The 18196-nt window shown below is 60.3% G+C and carries 17 protein-coding genes; 9 read left to right on the forward strand and 8 right to left on the reverse strand.

Annotated elements, in window-relative coordinates:
• Window positions 1-3: 3 nt before the first annotated feature.
• On the forward strand, window positions 4-1116 hold the full coding sequence (locus ACXAH0_RS15000; RefSeq protein WP_475192496.1) for a class I SAM-dependent methyltransferase: 1113 nt from the start codon (window positions 4-6) through the stop codon (window positions 1114-1116).
• 83 nt (window positions 1117-1199) lie between these two features.
• Window positions 1200-2519: a 3,4-dihydroxy-2-butanone-4-phosphate synthase gene (gene ribB / locus ACXAH0_RS15005; RefSeq protein WP_475192498.1), complete on the forward strand. Its 1320-nt coding sequence runs from the start codon at window positions 1200-1202 to the stop codon at window positions 2517-2519.
• A gap of 38 nt (window positions 2520-2557) precedes the next feature.
• Here ribB and yghX read toward each other — a convergent pair whose 3' ends face one another.
• Complete coding sequence (yghX, locus tag ACXAH0_RS15010; RefSeq protein WP_475192650.1) at window positions 2558-3445, reverse strand: YghX family hydrolase; 888 nt, start codon at window positions 3443-3445, stop codon at window positions 2558-2560.
• A 125-nt stretch (window positions 3446-3570) separates the two neighbouring features.
• Complete coding sequence (locus tag ACXAH0_RS15015; RefSeq protein ID WP_475192500.1) at window positions 3571-4431, reverse strand: LysR family transcriptional regulator; 861 nt, start codon at window positions 4429-4431, stop codon at window positions 3571-3573.
• Window positions 4432-4527: 96 nt separating this feature from the next.
• On the opposite strand from ACXAH0_RS15015, the gene ACXAH0_RS15020 reads away from it, so the two are divergent.
• Window positions 4528-5292, forward strand: coding sequence for a TSUP family transporter (locus tag ACXAH0_RS15020; protein ID WP_475192501.1), 765 nt, complete (start codon window positions 4528-4530; stop codon window positions 5290-5292).
• Window positions 5293-5359: 67 nt separating this feature from the next.
• On the opposite strand, the gene aroC is transcribed toward ACXAH0_RS15020, so the two are convergent.
• The 4 genes from aroC to fabI all read right to left on the reverse strand — a co-directional run bounded on the left by aroC (window position 5360) and on the right by fabI (window position 9412).
• On the reverse strand, window positions 5360-6445 hold the full coding sequence (gene aroC / locus ACXAH0_RS15025; RefSeq protein ID WP_475192503.1) for a chorismate synthase: 1086 nt from the start codon (window positions 6443-6445) through the stop codon (window positions 5360-5362).
• A gap of 121 nt (window positions 6446-6566) precedes the next feature.
• A complete protein-coding gene (locus tag ACXAH0_RS15030; RefSeq protein ID WP_475192505.1) occupies window positions 6567-7736 on the reverse strand; it encodes a DUF3095 family protein in 1170 nt (389 codons plus the stop codon).
• A 131-nt stretch (window positions 7737-7867) separates the two neighbouring features.
• Window positions 7868-8512 carry a histidine phosphatase family protein gene (locus tag ACXAH0_RS15035; protein ID WP_475185912.1) on the reverse strand — a complete coding sequence of 215 codons (645 nt, stop codon included), beginning with the start codon at window positions 8510-8512 and terminating at the stop codon, window positions 7868-7870.
• A gap of 81 nt (window positions 8513-8593) precedes the next feature.
• Window positions 8594-9412 (reverse strand): enoyl-ACP reductase FabI, encoded by an 819-nt coding sequence (fabI, locus tag ACXAH0_RS15040; protein ID WP_475185915.1) that lies wholly within the window; start codon window positions 9410-9412, stop codon window positions 8594-8596.
• Between the two features lie 170 nt (window positions 9413-9582).
• On the opposite strand from fabI, the gene ACXAH0_RS15045 reads away from it, so the two are divergent.
• The 3 genes from ACXAH0_RS15045 (at window position 9583) to ACXAH0_RS15055 (ending at window position 14289) form a co-directional block, all read left to right on the forward strand.
• A complete protein-coding gene (locus tag ACXAH0_RS15045; RefSeq protein ID WP_475185919.1) occupies window positions 9583-10995 on the forward strand; it encodes an FAD-binding oxidoreductase in 1413 nt (470 codons plus the stop codon).
• A 1050-nt stretch (window positions 10996-12045) separates the two neighbouring features.
• On the forward strand, window positions 12046-13509 hold the full coding sequence (gene dnaA / locus ACXAH0_RS15050; protein WP_475192507.1) for a chromosomal replication initiator protein DnaA: 1464 nt from the start codon (window positions 12046-12048) through the stop codon (window positions 13507-13509).
• A 348-nt stretch (window positions 13510-13857) separates the two neighbouring features.
• Window positions 13858-14289, forward strand: coding sequence for a glyoxalase superfamily protein (locus tag ACXAH0_RS15055; RefSeq protein ID WP_475185926.1), 432 nt, complete (start codon window positions 13858-13860; stop codon window positions 14287-14289).
• A 73-nt stretch (window positions 14290-14362) separates the two neighbouring features.
• Here ACXAH0_RS15055 and ACXAH0_RS15060 read toward each other — a convergent pair whose 3' ends face one another.
• A complete protein-coding gene (locus tag ACXAH0_RS15060) occupies window positions 14363-15223 on the reverse strand; it encodes a class I SAM-dependent methyltransferase (protein ID WP_475192508.1) in 861 nt (286 codons plus the stop codon).
• Window positions 15224-15302: 79 nt separating this feature from the next.
• Window positions 15303-16052, reverse strand: coding sequence for an SOS response-associated peptidase (locus ACXAH0_RS15065; RefSeq protein WP_475192511.1), 750 nt, complete (start codon window positions 16050-16052; stop codon window positions 15303-15305).
• A gap of 134 nt (window positions 16053-16186) precedes the next feature.
• Between ACXAH0_RS15065 and ACXAH0_RS15070 the strand changes: the two genes are divergently transcribed.
• From ACXAH0_RS15070 to ACXAH0_RS15080, 3 genes are all read left to right on the forward strand, one after another.
• A complete protein-coding gene (locus tag ACXAH0_RS15070; protein ID WP_475185940.1) occupies window positions 16187-16699 on the forward strand; it encodes a hypothetical protein in 513 nt (170 codons plus the stop codon).
• A gap of 36 nt (window positions 16700-16735) precedes the next feature.
• Entirely contained in the window at window positions 16736-17164 is a 429-nt protein-coding gene (locus ACXAH0_RS15075; protein WP_475185942.1) for an NUDIX hydrolase, read from the forward strand.
• A 464-nt stretch (window positions 17165-17628) separates the two neighbouring features.
• Window positions 17629-18039 carry a TIGR02301 family protein gene (locus ACXAH0_RS15080; protein WP_475178796.1) on the forward strand — a complete coding sequence of 137 codons (411 nt, stop codon included), beginning with the start codon at window positions 17629-17631 and terminating at the stop codon, window positions 18037-18039.
• Window positions 18040-18196: the final 157 nt, after the last annotated feature.

Consider the following 18196-nt stretch of genomic DNA (forward strand, 5'->3'; position numbering starts at 1 on the left):
GCCATGGCGGCGGCGGACGAGCAACGAAAGCAGCAATCCAGGCAGCAGAAGCTGCCTCCCGCACTCACGGTCGCCCGCCGCACCAGCTATGCGCTGCATCAGGGCAGCCGCGTCGCGCTCTACACGCTGCATTCGCAAGCCATGCGGCGCATGAACCGGCGCCTGCAAAAAGACTTGCCCGAAATTCCCAAGGTGAAGCCCTCAGGCCCGGTCCCGAGCCAGCGGCGCATGCTGGCCGATATTTTCAAACTGTTTGCCGATGATCTGAAGGCCGTGGAAGACGGTCTCTATCCGATGCCCTCCGATGGCAGCTTGACCCTGCGCGGCCTGTTTGAAACCAGCCGGGCCTTTTTCAAGGATGTGCCGGAGGTGACACGCCGCCGGGCGACCGGCGCCCATCAGGAGGTCAATGACAATCCGGACGGGTTTGCAGACGCCCTGCCCCGCTATTACCGTCAGAATTTCCATTTCCAGACCGATGGCTGGCTGTCGGAGGAAAGCGCCCGGCTGTATGATTTTCAGGTGGATGTGCTGTTTTCCGGGGCAACGGCGGCCATGCGCCGCAAGGCCCTGCTGCCCTTTGTTCAGATCCTGAAGCGCAAGGACCAGCGAAAGGTCGCCTATCTGGACGTAGCCTGCGGCACGGGCGGCCTGCTGCGCCCGGCCCTTGCCGCCTTTCCCCGGCTGACCGGCACGGGGCTGGATCTGTCCGAGCCGTATTTGACGGTGGCCCGCGAGCGGATCAGCTCCCGCCGCGCCCGCTTCATTGCTGCGTTGGCGGAAAATCTTCCCTTTGCCGACAACAGCCTCGACGTGGTCTCCTGCGTGTTCCTGTTCCATGAGCTGCCGCCCAAGATCCGCCGTCTTGTGATCGGCGAAGTGGCCAGAGTGCTGAAACCAGGCGGCGCGTTTCTCTTTGTCGACAGCCTGCAGACAGGCGACGTGCCGGACTATGACGGGCTGCTCTCCGTCTTTCCGCAGCTTTTTCACGAGCCCTATTACACGAGCTATCTCACTGAGGATTTTCAAGGTTTGTGCGCACAAGCGGGTCTGGAGCAGCGCTGGATGACCCCGGCCTTTGTCTCCCGGGCAGTGGAATTCGTCAAAGCCGGGTAGTTCCGGCAGCATCTTTCAGCGTCACTGAAAATTCTTCAAACTTTCTCTTGTGAGCAAAAACAAACGGGCTTATATGCGGAGCCATGAGATTGGATCAATGGCTCTTGCAGACTGGGGAAAGCCGCAGCGCCTTTGCGCGCCGGGCCAATCTGTCGCCTGCCTCTGTAACAGCCCTGTGCAACGACCCGAATGTCTGGGTGTCGCGGGATATGGCCCGCAAGATTGCCGTCGCCACCGACGGTGTTGTCACCCCCAATGACTTTCTCGGACTGTCCAGAACCAAGGAGCATCCCGTGTCCCAGGCCCGTGTCGCTGAGGCAATTCGCGCATTTGAACGTGGTGAAATGGTGGTCGTGACCGATGATGACGACCGCGAGAATGAGGGCGACCTGATCGTCGCAGCCTCCAAGATCACCTCCGAGCAGATGGCCTTCATGGTCCGCCACACATCCGGCATCATCTGTGCCCCGATGACGGTGGACAACGCCCGCCGCCTGCGCCTTGACCCGATGGTGGCGGAAAACGATGCGCCGCTGGCAACCGCCTTCACGATTTCAGTCGACTACCGCCAGGGACTGACTACGGGGATTTCCGCCGAAGAGCGCTGCGCCACGGTGCATGCCCTGGCCAATCCCAATGTGGCTGCAGCCGATTTCGTGCGCCCGGGCCATATCTTTCCGCTGGTCGCCAAGGAAGGCGGCGTCATGATGCGCTCGGGCCATACGGAAGCCGCCGTGGACCTGTGCCGACTGTCCGGCCTTGAGGAGGTCGGTGTGATCAGCGAGCTGGTCAATGATGACGGCACCGTGAAACGCGGCCAGCAAGTGGCGGAGTTCGCCGCCGAACATGATCTGAAAATGGTCTCCGTTTCCGATTTGATTGCCTGGCGACAGCGCACCGAACGCATGGTGGAGCGGGTCAATGAACAACCGATCGAAACCATGGCGGGTCCAGCCTATGCCATGACTTATTCCACCCCTTACGACCAGATGCACCATCTGGCAGTGGTCTATGGTGACATTCTGGACGGGCGCAGCGTACCGGTGCGCTTGCAGCTGGAATCGGTTCTGGATGACGTCTTCGGCGACACAAGGCCGCTTGACCATATCATGAACCGCTTTTCCGAACGCGGCCGGGGCGTGATCGTGTTCCTGCGCGAAGGCTCCGTCGGTGTTGCCCGCCAGTCCCGCCGGGCCCGCTCCGACTTTGAAGCTGCAGACACGGAAGAGCATGGATCAGCCCAGGCCCGCCAGGAACAATGGCGCGAAGTCGGCCTCGGTGCGCAGATCCTCAAGGATCTCGGCGTCAGTTCGATCCGCCTCCTGGCCTCCCGGGAGCGCCACTATGTCGGCCTGGAAGGCTTTGACATCAAGATCGACGATACGGAAATCATCGACAGCTAACCGGGCAGCCCCGGCCGCAGCCGGGATGTGCCCCGCAGCTACATCAGGTTTTCCTTGAAGAATGCGATGGTTCTGTCTTCAGCCAGTTTGGCCGCTTCCGCGTCAAATCTGGGTGTTGTGTCATTGTGGAAGCCGTGATTTGCGCCCGGATAGATATACGCCTGGTAGGTCTTGTCATGGGCGTTGAGCGCTTCCTCGTAGGCAGGCCAGCCAGCATTGATCCGCTCGTCCAGTTCCGCATATTGCAGCAGAAGCGGCGCCTGAATCTTTGGCACATCTGCGGCATCCGGCTGACGGCCGTAAAAGGGCACCCCGGCGGCCAGTTCAGGATAGGCAACTGCGATCGCATTGACCACACCACCGCCATAACAGAAACCGACAGCGCCGACCTTGCCCGTGCTCTCATCGCTTTTTAGCAGATACTCAAACCCGGCAAAAAAGTCGTTCAGCAGTTTTTCGCGGTCGACAGTGCGTTGCAGCTCGCGGCCCTTGTCGTCCGTCCCGGGATATCCACCAACAGAAGTCAGGCCGTCCGGGGCCATGGCCAGGAACCCGGCCTTGCCCAGGCGCCGCGCAACGTCTTCGATATAGGGATTGAGGCCCCGGTTTTCGTGAATGACCAGAACCGCAGGCAGCTTGCCGGTGCTTGCCGCCGGTTTGACCAGATAGGCATCCACTGAACCGTGCCCGTTTGGGGACGGATAGGTGATCCTGCGGGTTTCAATCGCAGCATCATCCGGATCGACCTGCTGGGCGAGCGCATAATTGGGCGACAGCTGGTCGAGCAACATGGCGGCCGTGACGCCGGCCACAGCATATTTCGCCGCGCCACTCAGAAACTCGCGTTTCGTGATCCGGCCATGGGCATAATAGTCGTAAAGGTCCAGAAGCTCTTGCGGAAAATCCTTCGCCGTCATCCGGCGCACCGGGGTCACCTCATTCATCACGCTCTCCGATTGTGGCAAAACATCTGTGCATCTTGAAACATAGGGGCCTGCAGACGGGCATCCAGCAGGAATTTGCAACACCCTTCCGCTCCTCCCCTGCACAGTTACGGCGAAGGACTGCTGAACACCGCTTCGATCCATTTGCTGACGGCACGCATGCGGGCAAGGCCGCTCTGGTCCACATGCTGTAGCAGCCACACTTCCCTCCGCAGATCTGGCGCAGGACCTGACAGCCTTTCCAGCCTGCTGTCCTGATCCCCGATCACCCGAGGCACAACGGAGCGTCCCAAGCCGGCGGCAATCGCTTCAACCACCCCTTCAAGATCGCTTGGACGGATGGAGGCAACCGGTGCGTCCCCGCCGCGCAGATATTCAGCCATCCAGCGCGCCTGGGGCAGAAAACGCATGGTCTCGTGATAGAAGATCCACGGCAGCACAGCACTGTCTGCGCCCGCTGGGCCGTAGACCGCATGATCGAGAACCGCAATCCGCCGCGCCTTGACCGCCTGCCCGCCGTCCTCCGGACGCCCCAGCCGCACTGCCATATCCGCTTCCCGCCGTGTCAGACTGACATTGCGCGTTTCGGAGGCCAGATGCAGTTCGATCCCGGGATGGGCCTGCGCAAAGCCCCGGACCTTTGGCAGCAGCAGCCGCGTGTTGACCACCGGCACCGATGATACCCGCACAATGCCTTCTTCCGCCAGCTCGGCGCCGGTAAGATCCGCCTGCAGCCGGCTTACGCCAGTCTCCATCGCCTCCGCCTGCAGAACGGCGCGGTGGCCCGCCTCCGTCAGCATCACGCCCCCTGTACCGGCGCGCTCGATCAGCTGCGCCCCGCTCTCGCGCTGCAAGGCCGCGATCCGCCGGGAGACGGTGGTCGCATCGACAGTCAGGCGCTCCGCAGCCCCGGAGAGCGACCCGGCGCGGTCAAGCGCCAAGAGATATTTAAGGTTTTCCCAGTTCATGCCTGTAGTATTGCAGGTTAGATCTGCATTTTCGAGAATTTACAGACATTATTGCAGCTTGCTAAAGCGTCCGGCACAACGACATGGATCATGATGATGTTTGACGCACTCTGCGGCTGGACTGGCCTGCCTCTTTCCCATCTTGCCTTCAGCGCGGGCATGGCCTTGCTGGCCGGTGCCGTGCGCGGCTTTTCAGGCTTTGGCCTGTCGGCGGTGCTGATGGCCTCCATTGTCGTCATCCTGCCGCCGATCGACCTGATCCCGGTGTGTTTTCTTCTGGAAGCGGCCGCCAGCCTTGTGATGTTCAGGGGTGGATTTCGCGATGCAGATCTTCGCACCGCGCTCACCCTGGCCATCTGCAGCGCCATCGGCGTTCCAATCGGTCTGTCCCTGACCACCAGCCTGCCGGTGGATCTGTCCAAATTGCTGGCATTGCTTCTGGTGCTGACGCTGGTTGGATTCCAGCTTTTGAAAGTGACCCTGCCGCTGGACCGGAGCCGCCTTGCCCTGCCCGGAACCGGTCTGACCGCAGGCATTGTCAGCGGCCTTGCCTCCGTGGGCGGCATGGTGATCGCCCTATACATTCTCAATTCCGCACGGGCGGCGCGCGAAATGCGTGGCGCGCTGGTGCTTTACCTGTTTTTCGGCATGCTGACTTCTTCGGTCACCCTGGTCTGGTTCGGCCTTTTGAACCAGACGGGGCTCGCCCGGGGCGCTGTTCTGGCGCCTATGGTTCTGATCGGGGTCTTTGCTGGCAGCCGGGTGTTCGGCCGGACCCTGGACCAAACCTACAAACGCAGCTGTCTTTATCTATTGGCAGTCTTCGCCTGCGCCGGGCTGATCCGACTCGTGCTTTTCTGACACGCCAAACCTGACCAGGCTGAAAGGCACAGCGCGCCAGCACAGCCCATCAGCTCCGGCCTTCAGCTTAGCCGACCTGGCCCCGGTGGCGCAGGAAATGATCGGCCAAAACACAGGCCATCATGGCTTCGCCCACCGGCACGGCCCGGATGCCGACGCAGGGATCGTGGCGGCCCTTTGTCATCACATCAACCTCCTCGCCCTTGCGGGTGATCGACTTGCGTTGTGTCAGGATGGAGGATGTCGGCTTGACGGCAAACCGCACCACCAGCGGGTCGCCATTGGAAATCCCGCCCAGCACACCGCCCGAATGATTGCTCAAAAAGACCGGCCGGCCCACATCGTCAATCCGGATCTCGTCGGCATTTTCCTCGCCTGTCAGGCAGGCGGCCTCAAAACCATTGCCGATCTCAACCCCTTTAACCGCATTGATGGACATCATCGCGGCAGCCAGGTCATTGTCCAGTTTTCCGTAAAGCGGCGCGCCCCATCCGGCGGGCACCCCTTCGGCCACCACTTCGATCACAGCGCCAACGGACGAGCCGGACTTGCGGATCCCGTCCAGATACTCCGCCCACTCGGCCGCTGCCGCCGCATCGGGGGAAAAAAACGGGTTGTTGTCGACCTCGCCCCAGTTCCAGCGGGTCCGGTCGATTTTTTTCGCGCCGACTTGCACAAGCGCGCCGCGAATGGTGACCCCTTCCAGCACCTTGCGGGCAACAGCCCCGGCTGCCACGCGCATGGCCGTCTCGCGGGCGGATGACCGGCCGCCGCCGCGATAGTCGCGAATGCCGTATTTGGCATCATAAGTGAAGTCCGCATGGCCCGGGCGGAACCGGTCCTTGATTTCCGAATAGTCCTTGGAGCGCTGGTCAGTGTTTTCCACCATCAGGGAGATCGGCGTGCCGGTGGTCTTTTGCTGCCCGTCCTCATCCACCATGACGCCGGACAGGATCTTGACCTGATCCGGTTCCCGCCGCTGGGTGGTGAAGCGGGACTGGCCGGGCTTGCGCTTTTCCATGAAGCCCTGGATGTCGTCTTCGGCCAACGGGATCAGCGGCGGGCATCCATCCACCACGCAACCGATGGCCGGGCCGTGACTTTCCCCCCAGGTGGTGACACGAAACAAATGGCCAAAACTGTTGTGCGACATGAGAGGACTTCCAATCTCCAGCGGCAAAGACGTCAGGCGCCGAGCGATAAGGCAAAGCGTGTGCAAGCTCAACCCCCAGATCCGGCGAGGGTGCCGCCCCGATCCAGCGCAAGACCGTGCGTCAGGCCATTTGCAGGGTGGATTGGCGCTGCTTGAACTCTGCCGCCGCCAGGGAGAGACCGCCATTGGAGCCGTCAACAAAGTGGATGTGCTGGCTGTTGGCCATGTCGCGCACAAAACAGGTCATCAGCGCTGCGTCGGATACCTGCAGGCCATAGACCGCCTCGCCGCTGTCATAGGCTGCCTCAAGCGCGCCCTTGAGGCTCCTCAGCTGATCCGGGGTCAGGTCAAGGACCAGCTGGAGACTGTCACCGATCTTCCGGTGATCTGTGTTGAGGCTGAGTTCCTTGAAATATGTCTTCGGATCAAACGGACCGATGCGCAGGCCGGTGGTATAGCACCAGACAAACACCAAGCTTTCCAACAGACGACCAGCCCAGCCCCGCAGCGTCTTTCCGGCAAAGACCAGGGCGACCTCCAGGCGGAGCCCTCGGGGCGGAAACCGGAACTTGAGCCGGGGCTTGCTGGCCAGCCGGGTTCTTGTGTCCTCCAGCAAAGGGTTGAACCCAAGCTCCGCCGCGATTCGTTCCATGAGACCGGTCAAGGACACGGCCCCGACCGGTTTGACGATCAGGGACACAATATGACCGTTTTGCGCGGGCAGCGGCTCCCACCGGCAAGACAGGCCGTCCAGCGGCGGCAGATCCGGCCGGTCCGGTGCAATGGCATAGGGTCGGACAGCGTCCGGATCTTTCAAAATACGGTCTGCAAGATCCAGTCCGTCGCCGACAATCATGGCAAGCGGGTTGCCCGGGCTCAGGAGATATTTGCGCAGCCGGATATCACCTCCCCGAGCCCTCAGATCGGCCACGGGGATCGCTGCGGCCCGCAGGTCCAGTTCCATCACCTGCCGCGCCAGGTCGGCAACCCCGGCAAGCGCTTCCTGTCCCTTTTCAAGATCGTGGCGGGGCACCAGAAGCATGGCCCCGTCGCCGCCAAAGACAAAGGGCACCCGGTCGCGGCCAACACTATTCAGAACAGCTGCAATCACCGCTGCCCCGGTCATGTTGACATCCTTGTAGCGCCCCTGGGCGACCGCATCCCCGGAGCGCACGATATCGGCAGCAAGCACATACCAGTCGCCGGGCACCGGCCGGTAGCCCTTCAGATCGGCGGCTGTGCTGAAATCAGAAAAACTTGGCAATTCTCGGTAAAAGTCGTCTGCGGACACGGCTGCTCCCCCGGGATTGCGAAATTTACGCAGCCCTGCCTCCGCCCGATCATCGCGGACGGTCAAAGATCTCATAACAAATGCGTGTGCGGAAGGATCGCCCAGCGTTCACCGGACAGACTGTCAAACGGTCAGACGGTCTCGAACCGGCCGTCGCGCCAGACGAACACCTTGTCCTGGGGCACCTCAAGCTTCGGCACCTCGGCGCTGACGCGCTCTTCCAGAAGGCCCCGCAGCACCCGGAAGACCCCCCCATGGGCAACAGTCACGGTCGGCCGCTGAACGGTTCTCAGCCAGTCACCGATACGCTCGGACAGCATTTCATAGCTCTCCCCCTGGGGAGGGACGAACCGCCACCGGTCTGCCCGCCGCCGGGCCACCAGCTCCTGCTCTTCGTCGGCAAGATCCTCGAAGGTAAAGCCTTCCCAGGCGCCGAAGGTCACTTCCTTCAATCGGTCTTCCTGACGAAAGGCGTCCTGGTCCAGCCCCATCGCCCCGCGCACAAGGCGCATGGTGGTGCTCGCCCGGTCGAGGGGAGACGCCACAAAGTCGAACCTGTCCGGGATCAGGTTTTCCCGCTGGAAAAACGCCTTCAGCCGCTCGCCATTGGCCGTGGCCTGGCCCCGGCCCGTGGCATTCAGCGGAATGTCCCGGTGCCCCTGCATCCGGCCCTCCGCATTCCAGGCGGTCTGGCCATGGCGGATGAAGATCAGGAGCTCAGGATCATGAGGACGCTGCAGGCGAAGGGAGGGAACTGCGGCTTCAAACGCGGTCATGATAAAGTCCGGCTAAAAGGGATTGGCCGTCTTTGCGAGGCCCGGAAACCAAGGGGACGGTTTGACCGGCCCCTTTCAAGATCAGTCCTTGACGACAGAGATATCCGGCGCATCCACCGCCTTCATGCCGACAATGTTATAGCCGCAATCCACATGCTGGATCTCGCCGGTCACACCCCGCCCCAGATCGGACAGCAGGAACAGCGCGCTGTCGCCCACTTCCTCGATGGTCACCGTGCGGCGCAGGGGCGAGTTGTATTCGTTCCATTTCAGAATATAGCGGAAATCGCCGATGCCGGAGGCGGCCAGGGTCTTGATCGGCCCGGCTGAGATGGCATTGACACGGATGTTCTGCGGGCCAAGATCCATGGCCAGATATTTCACACTGGTTTCCAGAGCGGCCTTGGCAACGCCCATCACATTGTAATGGGGCATAACCTTTTCGGCGCCATAATAGGTCAGCGTCAGGATCGAGCCGCCATCGGTCATCAGCTTTTCGGCCCGCTGGGTGACCGCCGTCAGCGAATAGCAGGAAATGTCCATGGTGCGGGCGAAGTTGTCCGAGGACGTATCGACAAACCGTCCGGTCAGCTCGCTCTTGTCGGAGAAGGCCACGGCATGAACGATGAAGTCGATCTTGCCCCATTTGTCTTCCAGCGTCTTGAAGACCGCATCAATGGACGGGCCATCAGTCACATCACAATGGCCGGCAACCACGGCGCCCAGCTGCTCGGCAAGCGGCTCAACCCGCTTTTTCAAGGCATCGCCCTGATAGGTCAGCGCCAGCTCGGCGCCCGCGTCGGCCAGTGCTTTGGCAATGCCCCAGGCAATCGACTTGTTGTTTGCCACGCCCATGATCAGGCCGCGTTTGCCATTCATCAGTCCGCGCGTTTCCGCCATTGTCATCTCCGAACAGGATTCCAGTACTGCCCGCAAGGGCTGGCATCCTATGGCACAAGGGTTGGGTTCCATCAAGACTGCTGACAGAGCGAATGCACCGTCGACGTGGACGAAAACAGACACTATGTTGGCGCGCAATTTCCCTGTTAATCTTCACGAGGACATTGCTCATGGAGCGCTCCGCACACACCGGCCGTTTCGCTGAATTGATCGGTGAGGCCAACGTACTGACCACCCCTGAGGACATGGCGCCCTATCTGACCGAGTGGCGGGACCTGTATCAGGGGGTCACGCCTATGGTGCTGCGTCCGGGCACCCCGCAGGAGGTCAGCGCGGTGATGGCCTATGCCTATGAGACCGGTTTGAAGATCGTGCCCCAGGGCGGCAACACCGGCCTTGTGGGTGGGCAAATCCCGCAGGAAACCGGGGATGAGATCGTGCTGTCGCTCTCCCGCCTCAACAAGATCCGCAATGTCGATCCGGCCGGTTTCACCATCACGGTGGAAGCTGGTGTGATTCTGGAAACGCTTCAAAACGAAGCCGACAAGGCCGACCGTTTGTTCCCGCTCGCCCTCGGCGCACAGGGCTCCTGCCAGATCGGCGGCAATATTTCCACCAATGCCGGCGGCACCGCCGTCCTCGCCTATGGCAACACCCGGGACCTGGTTCTGGGGCTCGAAGTGGTGCTGCCAAATGGCGACCTCTGGAACGGTCTGCGCACCCTGCGCAAGGACAACACCGGTTATGATTTGAAACAATTATTTATCGGTGCGGAAGGCACCCTGGGGATAATTACGGCCGCCTCGCTGAAACTCTTTCCGAAGCCGAAAAAACTCGAAGCCGCCTTCGCCGGACTACCTTCCCCAGAGGCAGCCTTGAAGCTGTTCACCCTGGCCAAAGCCCAGGCCGGACCGGTGCTGACCGGCTTTGAGATCATGCCCCGGGTCGGGCTCGAATTCTGCCTCTCCCACCTGGAAGGCGCGCGTGACCCGCTGGAGGGGTCCCATCCCTGGTATGTCCTGATGGAGCTGTCCAGCGGATCGGAAGCCTTCCCGATCCGCGATCTTCTGGAGAGCATTCTTGGAGACGCCTTTGAGGAGGGTCTTGTGGAAGACGCCGCTTTCGCCCAGAATCTCACCCAGGTGCAGGACTTCTGGCACATCCGCCACGGCATGTCGGAAGTGCAGAAGCCGGAAGGCGGGTCGATCAAGCATGATGTCTCCGTTCCGGTTGCCTCCATTCCGGAGTTTCTGAACGAGGCCATGGCCGCAGTGGAGGCCTTTATACCCGGTTGCCGGCCCGTGCCCTTCGGCCATATTGGCGACGGCAATATTCATTTCAATGTCAGCCAGCCCGTGGGCGCAGACAAGGACGCCTATCTTGCCCAGTGGGACGAGATGAATGCCATCGTCCACGGGATCGTGCAGGCATACGGCGGCAGCATCTCCGCCGAACATGGCATCGGCCGCCTCAAGCGCCCCCTCCTGTCAGATGTGAAATCCGAGGTGGAACTGGCCCTGATGCGCCGGATCAAACACGACCTGGACCCGAAGGGCCTTCTGAATCCCGGCCGTATCCTTTAACGCTGCCTCTCCCGGTTCGATCACAGGCCTGGAGCATCGTGCGACAAGTCTGCACGATGCTCCAGGCGTGTCCCGGCGTCGTCAGACTCTATAATGCCAGACAAGGCCGGTTTGCCTCCAGCTCTGATCAGCACTGTCTTTATCCTGCCAAGCGTTCGTCTTACGGAGTGACAGTGCATGGACGCAGAACAGATCTGGAGGCGCTTTTACTGATCTGATCTTGGAGTGTTGGAAGTAGTCACCTTCGCCCATATGCCGCCATGCGGGTCGCCGGGACCAATGACTGGCAGACGGTTTCTTTCAAGAGCGAAATTTGGACACCATCTTCCGAATCCGGCTTGACTGGGGATAACCCTGTCAAGCGGGCAGTGGAGCCGATATTGATCTCTTTGTGAGGAACTGCAGGCAGCCTTCTGGCAAAACTTGGCTTTAGGCCGCTCTCCGCAGCTCTTCTCCCGAGCCCGTGCGCGCCGCACCAGCCTCCGATTTATCCCCGACTTCCGGACGAAACCTGTCTGACAGCGCCGCAATCCGGGGCCTCTTTTGCGCAGACAAAGAACGTGCGGAGGCCACTTTTGCGGCATCCTAGGTAAAAATCGCTGATTTTTCAGAGATTTCAGTGGATGTTCCTTGAAGAATTTCACAAAAACCGCAACAAGCTTTTGAAAACTCCCGGAAAAATTTCTCACAAGTAAAATTTTTATTAAAACTGACTTCAAGCCAGAAGGCAGAGGTAAAACTGCGGAGACAGAAACTTCTTCCTCGGGGCTTTCGGCAAGTTCTGAGAGCGATGATTAGTAAGTTCTGCCAAGTAATTACTGCGTTCAGACATCAATTCATCACAAGAAGTTACAATACCAAGGGTCTATGACCTCATAAGAATAAGCTATTTGAAATTATAGTAAGCGAAAGGTTAACGTAGCTTCATCGGCGTAAACAAGCCACCCGGTTGCAAGACCGAACAAAAGCAACGGAGCGACATTGTCACAAGACAGCTCCACGACAGTGCACGGAGAGATCGCCCCAACGTTCTCTTACATGGAGGCCACAATGCAGGTTCAGAACTTGGCGAGTTTGGATCATTGGGATCGTGTAAAGAAAGAATTGAGAAACGAACTCGGCGAAGATGTGTTTTCGAACTGGTTCGGACGCGTGAAACATGAGGAAACCGTCGGCGATTCCGTCCGTCTTTCCGTTCCTACACGCTTCTTGAAAAACTGGATTCAAAACAATTACGAAAAGAAACTCGTCGGCCTCTGGAAACGCGAAGTAGACGATATCACCCGCGTCGAACTGACGGTCCGCGGTGCGCTGCGGCCGCGCCAGCTCAATGTCACCCAGCCTCCCAAGGCCATCACTGCCCGCCGGATCAGCGGCCGGTCCGCCCCGTTTGCCAGCACGCCGCAATTCGGCGCATCCACCAGTTCCGCAGCTATCCCCTGCCTTGCTGACAGCGGCGATGAAGCGGCCACCGAATTCCTGAGCGGCACGGCGCTCAACCCGAAACTGACCTTCGAAGCCTTTGCCGAAGGGGCCTCCAACAGCCTGGCCTGCTCCGCAGTGCGCCAGATGGCTGTCGGTCATGACGGGACGCTGGACTTGTTGTTCCTGCACTCGGCCACCGGCATCGGCAAGACCCATCTGCTGCAGGCAGCGGCCAATGAAGCCCGCAAAACCGGGCGACGGGTGGCCTATCTTTCCGCAGAATTCTTCATGTACCATCTGGTTCCGGCCCTGCGCACGCCTGCGTTCCCGGTGCTGCGCCAGGCCATGAAGTCGATTGATCTTCTGCTCGTCGACGACCTGCAGTTCCTCCATGGCAAGCAGGCCCACGAGGAATTCGGCAAGACGCTGGAAATGCTGATGGAAGCGCCCAAGCAGATCATCATGGCCGCGGACCGCGGTCCCGAGGAACTCGGCACGCTGAGCGCAAACATCATGCGGCGCATCCAGGGCGGGGAAGTTGTTGGCATCCAGGCAACAGATTATGCCCTGCGGCACGACATATTGAAAAAGCGGATCAATTCTGCACGGCGCACCCATCCGGGTTTTTCCGTGCCGGACGAAGTGGCCGACTATATCGCCCGCTACGTGATTTCTTCCGCCCGGGATCTGGAAGGCGCCCTCAACCGCCTGTTCGCCCACAACCAGCTGACCAAACAGCCGGTGACCATGGATCTGGCGGAAAAGACCCTGCATGACCTGGTCCGGATCGGCGAGCCGCGCAGCATCAAGGTGGAAGAGATCCAGCAAGTTGTGTGCAAGCATTTCAGCGTCACCAAGGCCGACCTTCTGTCATCCTGCCGGGCCCGCACGCTGGTCCGCCCGCGGCAGATCGCCATGTATATCGCCAAGGTGATGACCGGACGGTCGCTGCCGGAAATCGGCCGCCGCTTTGGCAACCGGGACCACACAACCGTCCTGCATGCGGTGCGCAAGATCGAAGACATGGTCAACAAGGACAAGGCCCTTGCGCAGGAGGTCGAACTCCTCAAGCGCCTGATCCAGACCTGACGAGCTTCAGGGAACCCCCAACCCTGTAGACCCGTGGCAGCGGCCCACCCCTCTGCTGCCACACCTGCCATCGGGCTGAATTCCGCCCGGTGTCATCAAAAACCTCCCTCTCCTGAAGCCGCGCCTGCGGCTTCTTTTTTGGGTCGTTGACAGACCGTCCCCCGCCACCTACATGGAGAGGCGGTGCAAGGGGAGCCAGCCGCCCGCAGGCCTGTGCCAAGGTGAAATCCCCTCACGAAGCCAGGCTTCGATGACAGCCAACCTTCACAAGCATGTGCAGGCTGACGGCAATGCGGGCCCCCTCGAAGGCAACCAGCCTTTGCCCTGCCTTTCTTGAAAGGTAAAGCAATGACACAGTTAAGTGTTGATGCTCTCAAATCCCAGGCCAAACGGCTGCGCAAGGCGCTGGCCGCCAGTGGCCAGAACCTGTCTCACAGCGCGGCACTGGAACTGGTCTCCGCCCAGCATGGGTTCCGGGACTGGAACACGGCGAGCGCTGCGGCCGCACGGCCCAACCAGCTCGCGTTCGCCGTCGGCGACCGGGTGAGCGGTACCTATCTCAACCAGCCCTTTACCGGAGAAGTCATGGCGCTGTCCAAGGCCGCCGGTGGGGAGCGCTACCGGGTGACGGTGCAATTCGACGCACCGGTGGATGTGGTCACATTCGACAGTTTTTCCGCCTTCCGCAGCCGGGTGAGCTGTCTCCTGCGTGCAGATGGCAGGGCGGTGAACCGCCTGTCGGATGGCACGCCGCACATGATCCTGGAAAAGCTGGACTGACACGGAAGGGGCAGCGCCTGACGCTGCCCCTTCCAATAGGTGTTCTACCAGCTTCTCCCAAGCGGGACCTGTATCAACGCAGCTGCGCGGCCACAAGATGGCCCGGAACCGGAGCGCCATCTTCCAGGCGCACCGTGATCGGGTCCATAGCCAGGCAGTCAAAACCAGCTGTCTCAAGCGCGCTGCGGATATACATTTCCCGGTGGGCAAACCGGCTCTTTGGCCCGACCATGAAGGGCTGCCCCTGAAGCACCTCTTCGGAAAGCGTCTCGGTGGAAAAGGCCAGATAACCTTGGGGCGCCAGCCGCCGGGCCGCTGCCTCCAGAAAGGGCTCAACCGTCCCCAAATACGGCAACACATCGGTTGCCGCGATCAGGTCCCAGACCGGGCGGGAGCCGTCCTCGTCTTCGAACTCCTGAAGAAACTCAACTGCTTCGCCCACATAAAGATCTTCATAGACCTCCCGGTCATAGGCGAGCTCCACAATCCGCTCCGACAGGTCCACGCCGGTCCGGTGGCTGGTGCAATCGGCCAAAGCCAGGCCGGTCAGCCCCGTGCCGCAGCCCAGATCCAGAAGCCGTGCGAACGGCCCAAGGTCCAGCCGCTTCAAAAGCTCCTGCAGCTGCAGGGGCACACAATAACCGAGCTGATCCACCAGGATCTCGTCAAAGACATCCGCATGCTGATCAAACAGGGTCGCCACATAGGCATCCGGCATTTTCAACGGGGCGGCCTCCGCCCCGATCGCAGCCAGGCGGACGCTTGCGCCGCCGGAATCTTCAGGATCAAGCTCCAATACCTTGCGAAAGGCTGCTTCCGCCCCCGCCAGATCACCGGATTTCTGCAAGCTCAACCCCCTGTTATAGGCCTCGGCCAGCAGATCGTCATCCCCGTCCTCATCCGGTTCAGGGGCGCTTTTGTCTTTGTCGGTCATTGTCTTTCCTTGCTGGAAGCGCCCTCTCCTATCCGGCTTGCCATGGCATTGCACGGATTTTTGTGCGCACCGGCAGCGGTCAAAACAGATCCAGCTGGCTGTCCTCTGCCTGACCGGAGGGTTTCTTGCGTGAAACCGGCTTTGGCGGCACGGCCATGTCTCCAGGCGCGACCGGCCGCTGCACATCCGCATCATCATGGGCCACCTTGTTCACCCGCGTGGACACAGGATCGGCAACCAGAAAATCGTCTTCGACGGGCTGCAGCATCTTGCAGGCCTCGCGTGTCTCCACATGGGCCGTGTCCAGCCAGGCCTCAAAGGCATCCGGTTTCAGGATCACCGGCATGCGGTGATGGATCGCGGACATCATTCGATTGGACTGGATCGTCAGGATTGCGCCGGTGTCCATATCGCCGCCATCCGGGTCCGACCAGGTGTCCCAAAGTCCGGCAAAGCCCATCAGGGAGCCATCGGCCGGCCGGATCCAGAATGGCTGTTTTCCCTCTGAAGTGCGCCGCCATTCATAAAAGCCGGACGCGGGAACAAGGCAGCGGTGATGGCGCATGGCCGCCCGGAAAGACGGCTTTTCAGCAGCGGTTTCCGCCCGTGCATTGATCAGGAGCGTAAAGCTTGCCGGATCCTTGACCCAGGACGGAATAAGCCCCCAGCGCACCAGATGAAACCGGCGCTGGCCATATTCATGGCGGACCGTGGCCAAAGGCTGGGTGGGCGCAATGTTGTAGCGCGGCGGAAAGTCCGGTTGATCGGTGTAGCTGAAGAACTCCCGCACAGCGTCAGGCGGTGTCGTAAGGGCAAGTCGACCACACATCTGGCTTCTCCGGACTTCACTTTATACTGCTGGCGATTCGCAACGTAGAGAGACGATTGAACTGCCACCAAGTTAGGCAATTGGAAACAAAAAAGAAGTAGCCTGTCGGCGAAGTCAATAATAAGGGGGTAAGAATGGAATGTTTGGATCCAGTTTTGGGCGCCGGAGATCTGGCAGCCGGACGGCTGGAACAGGCAAACATCAACCCCCAGACCGGACTTGCGACTGACTATCTGAACCATTTCAACGAAGTCATGATGCTTCTTGAGATGCTTCCAGACATGCCCGACTGCGCCGAAGATGTGCTGGACTGGCAACCCCTTGACTATGAAGGCCATTTTGAAAATTCCACCTTCAAGGACAAGGCGCTCGCCATCAAGGCCTATTCCGCTGCCCCAGTCTATCTGCGTGAATATCTGGAAGCTCATGTGTCCGATATCAACGCCCTTGTCGGCGACATTCAGACCCAGATACGAGAGGCTTCCAGTCCGACGGAGATTGCGTCGGACATTGCCAGCCGGGCAACCCACGAGATCAAGCCTCTGATTGCTCTTGCTGGCGCCGTCATTCACGGTCATGTTGAACCGGAAGCTACACAACACGAAGGCGATGGGGCGCAAGCGGAAATCGATGCTCTGTTCGCCTGAGCGTGAAACGCCCTCAGGAAATGCAGCACTTACGTCATGTCCCGGTTCTATCCAGATGCGCCCCGTGCAGCCGTTAGCGTTCTATGCCACCAGCAAGGCAAGGCCCTGCTGATCAAACGGGGCAAGCCCCCTTTCAAGGACCATTGGAGCCTGCCCGGGGGCGTAATCGAGCTTGGCGAAACCCTTCTGGAGGCGGCCGAGCGGGAGCTTCTGGAGGAAACCGGTGTCCGGGCGGCCCTCGGCGTCCCCGTGGAAACTTTCGATTCCATTCAAAGGGACGAAACGGGGACCGTCGTGACCCATTTCATCCTGACGATCTTTTGCGGAGAGCTGACAAGCGGAACGCCTGCGGCTGCGGACGACGCGACGGCTGCCGCCTGGTTTGGCCCGCAGGAGCTGGACACCTTGCTGACAACACCGGGCACCCCTGAACGCATCCGGCGCCACTTATACCAACCTGAATAGATAGAACCCCATCTGATGGCGCTGGTCCGGATTGGCCGGCAAGGCGCGTTGCGCAGGACGGCCTGGTTGGCCGTTCAAGCGGCGCAACGCAGTCCGGCGGGCCGGACCAGGCCACCGAGACTGTGTTTGAGGACTGTTCAGCTGCGTCCCAGGTTTTGAACGATAAACCATATCGCCCTGCAACCTGCTCCTTGCCGAACAGTCCCCAAACACCGTCAGATCGGTTCCTAGCTAGTGAGGTTGGTATTACCCGCACCGGCGGGTGCTCACAGAGGCATTGGCCGCTGAGATTATGCGGGACCCAGCCCACCTGGAGGCCGCAGGATAGGCTGTGTTTCGGCACCATCCAAGACGCAGAGTTTTTCAAAAAGGGGCTGCGTGCCCATTCTTTCAATCGCGCAATTCTTGGGATCACTGCGCAAGAGCGCTTGCAGAGCCCCCGTCCCCATGCGCATGATCCGTCCATGACCGCAAATCGCCTCCTTGCAGTGTTGTGCCTCTGCCTTGTGTTGACAGGCCTTGTCCTGGCATGTCCGCCACAGGTTGCAGTGGCGCAGGAAACTGGGAGCGATGCACCGCCCTTCGAACCGCAACTGATGCGGCTGGCAGAAATCTTCGGCGCACTCCATTTCTTACGCCCTTTATGCCGGGAAACCGACGTTCCGAGCTGGCGGGACCGGATGGAAGACTTTCTGGATGCAGAAACGGTTAATGAAAACCGGCGCCGCCGTTTCATTGAGCGGTTCAATCAGGGTTACCGTGGTTTCTCAGTTGCTTACAGAGAGTGTACCGGCTCCGCGCGTATCGCAATGGCACAGTATTTGACCGAAGGTGAGACCATTATCACCGACGTCACCAGCCGGTATGGCAGATAATCCGGGCAAAAAAGCCGCAATCGTTACGACTTGGTAAACCTTTTGGATGAAATTTGTGGGTGGACGTTAAGTTTGTGTTCACGGTTGCTTATCAGCGCGACACACCGTGCTAGGATCAGGTCATGAGATTCGAGACAGGGACACGCAAAAGTTGCTC

This window comes from Roseibium sp. AWQ4_290, assembly GCF_056160985.1.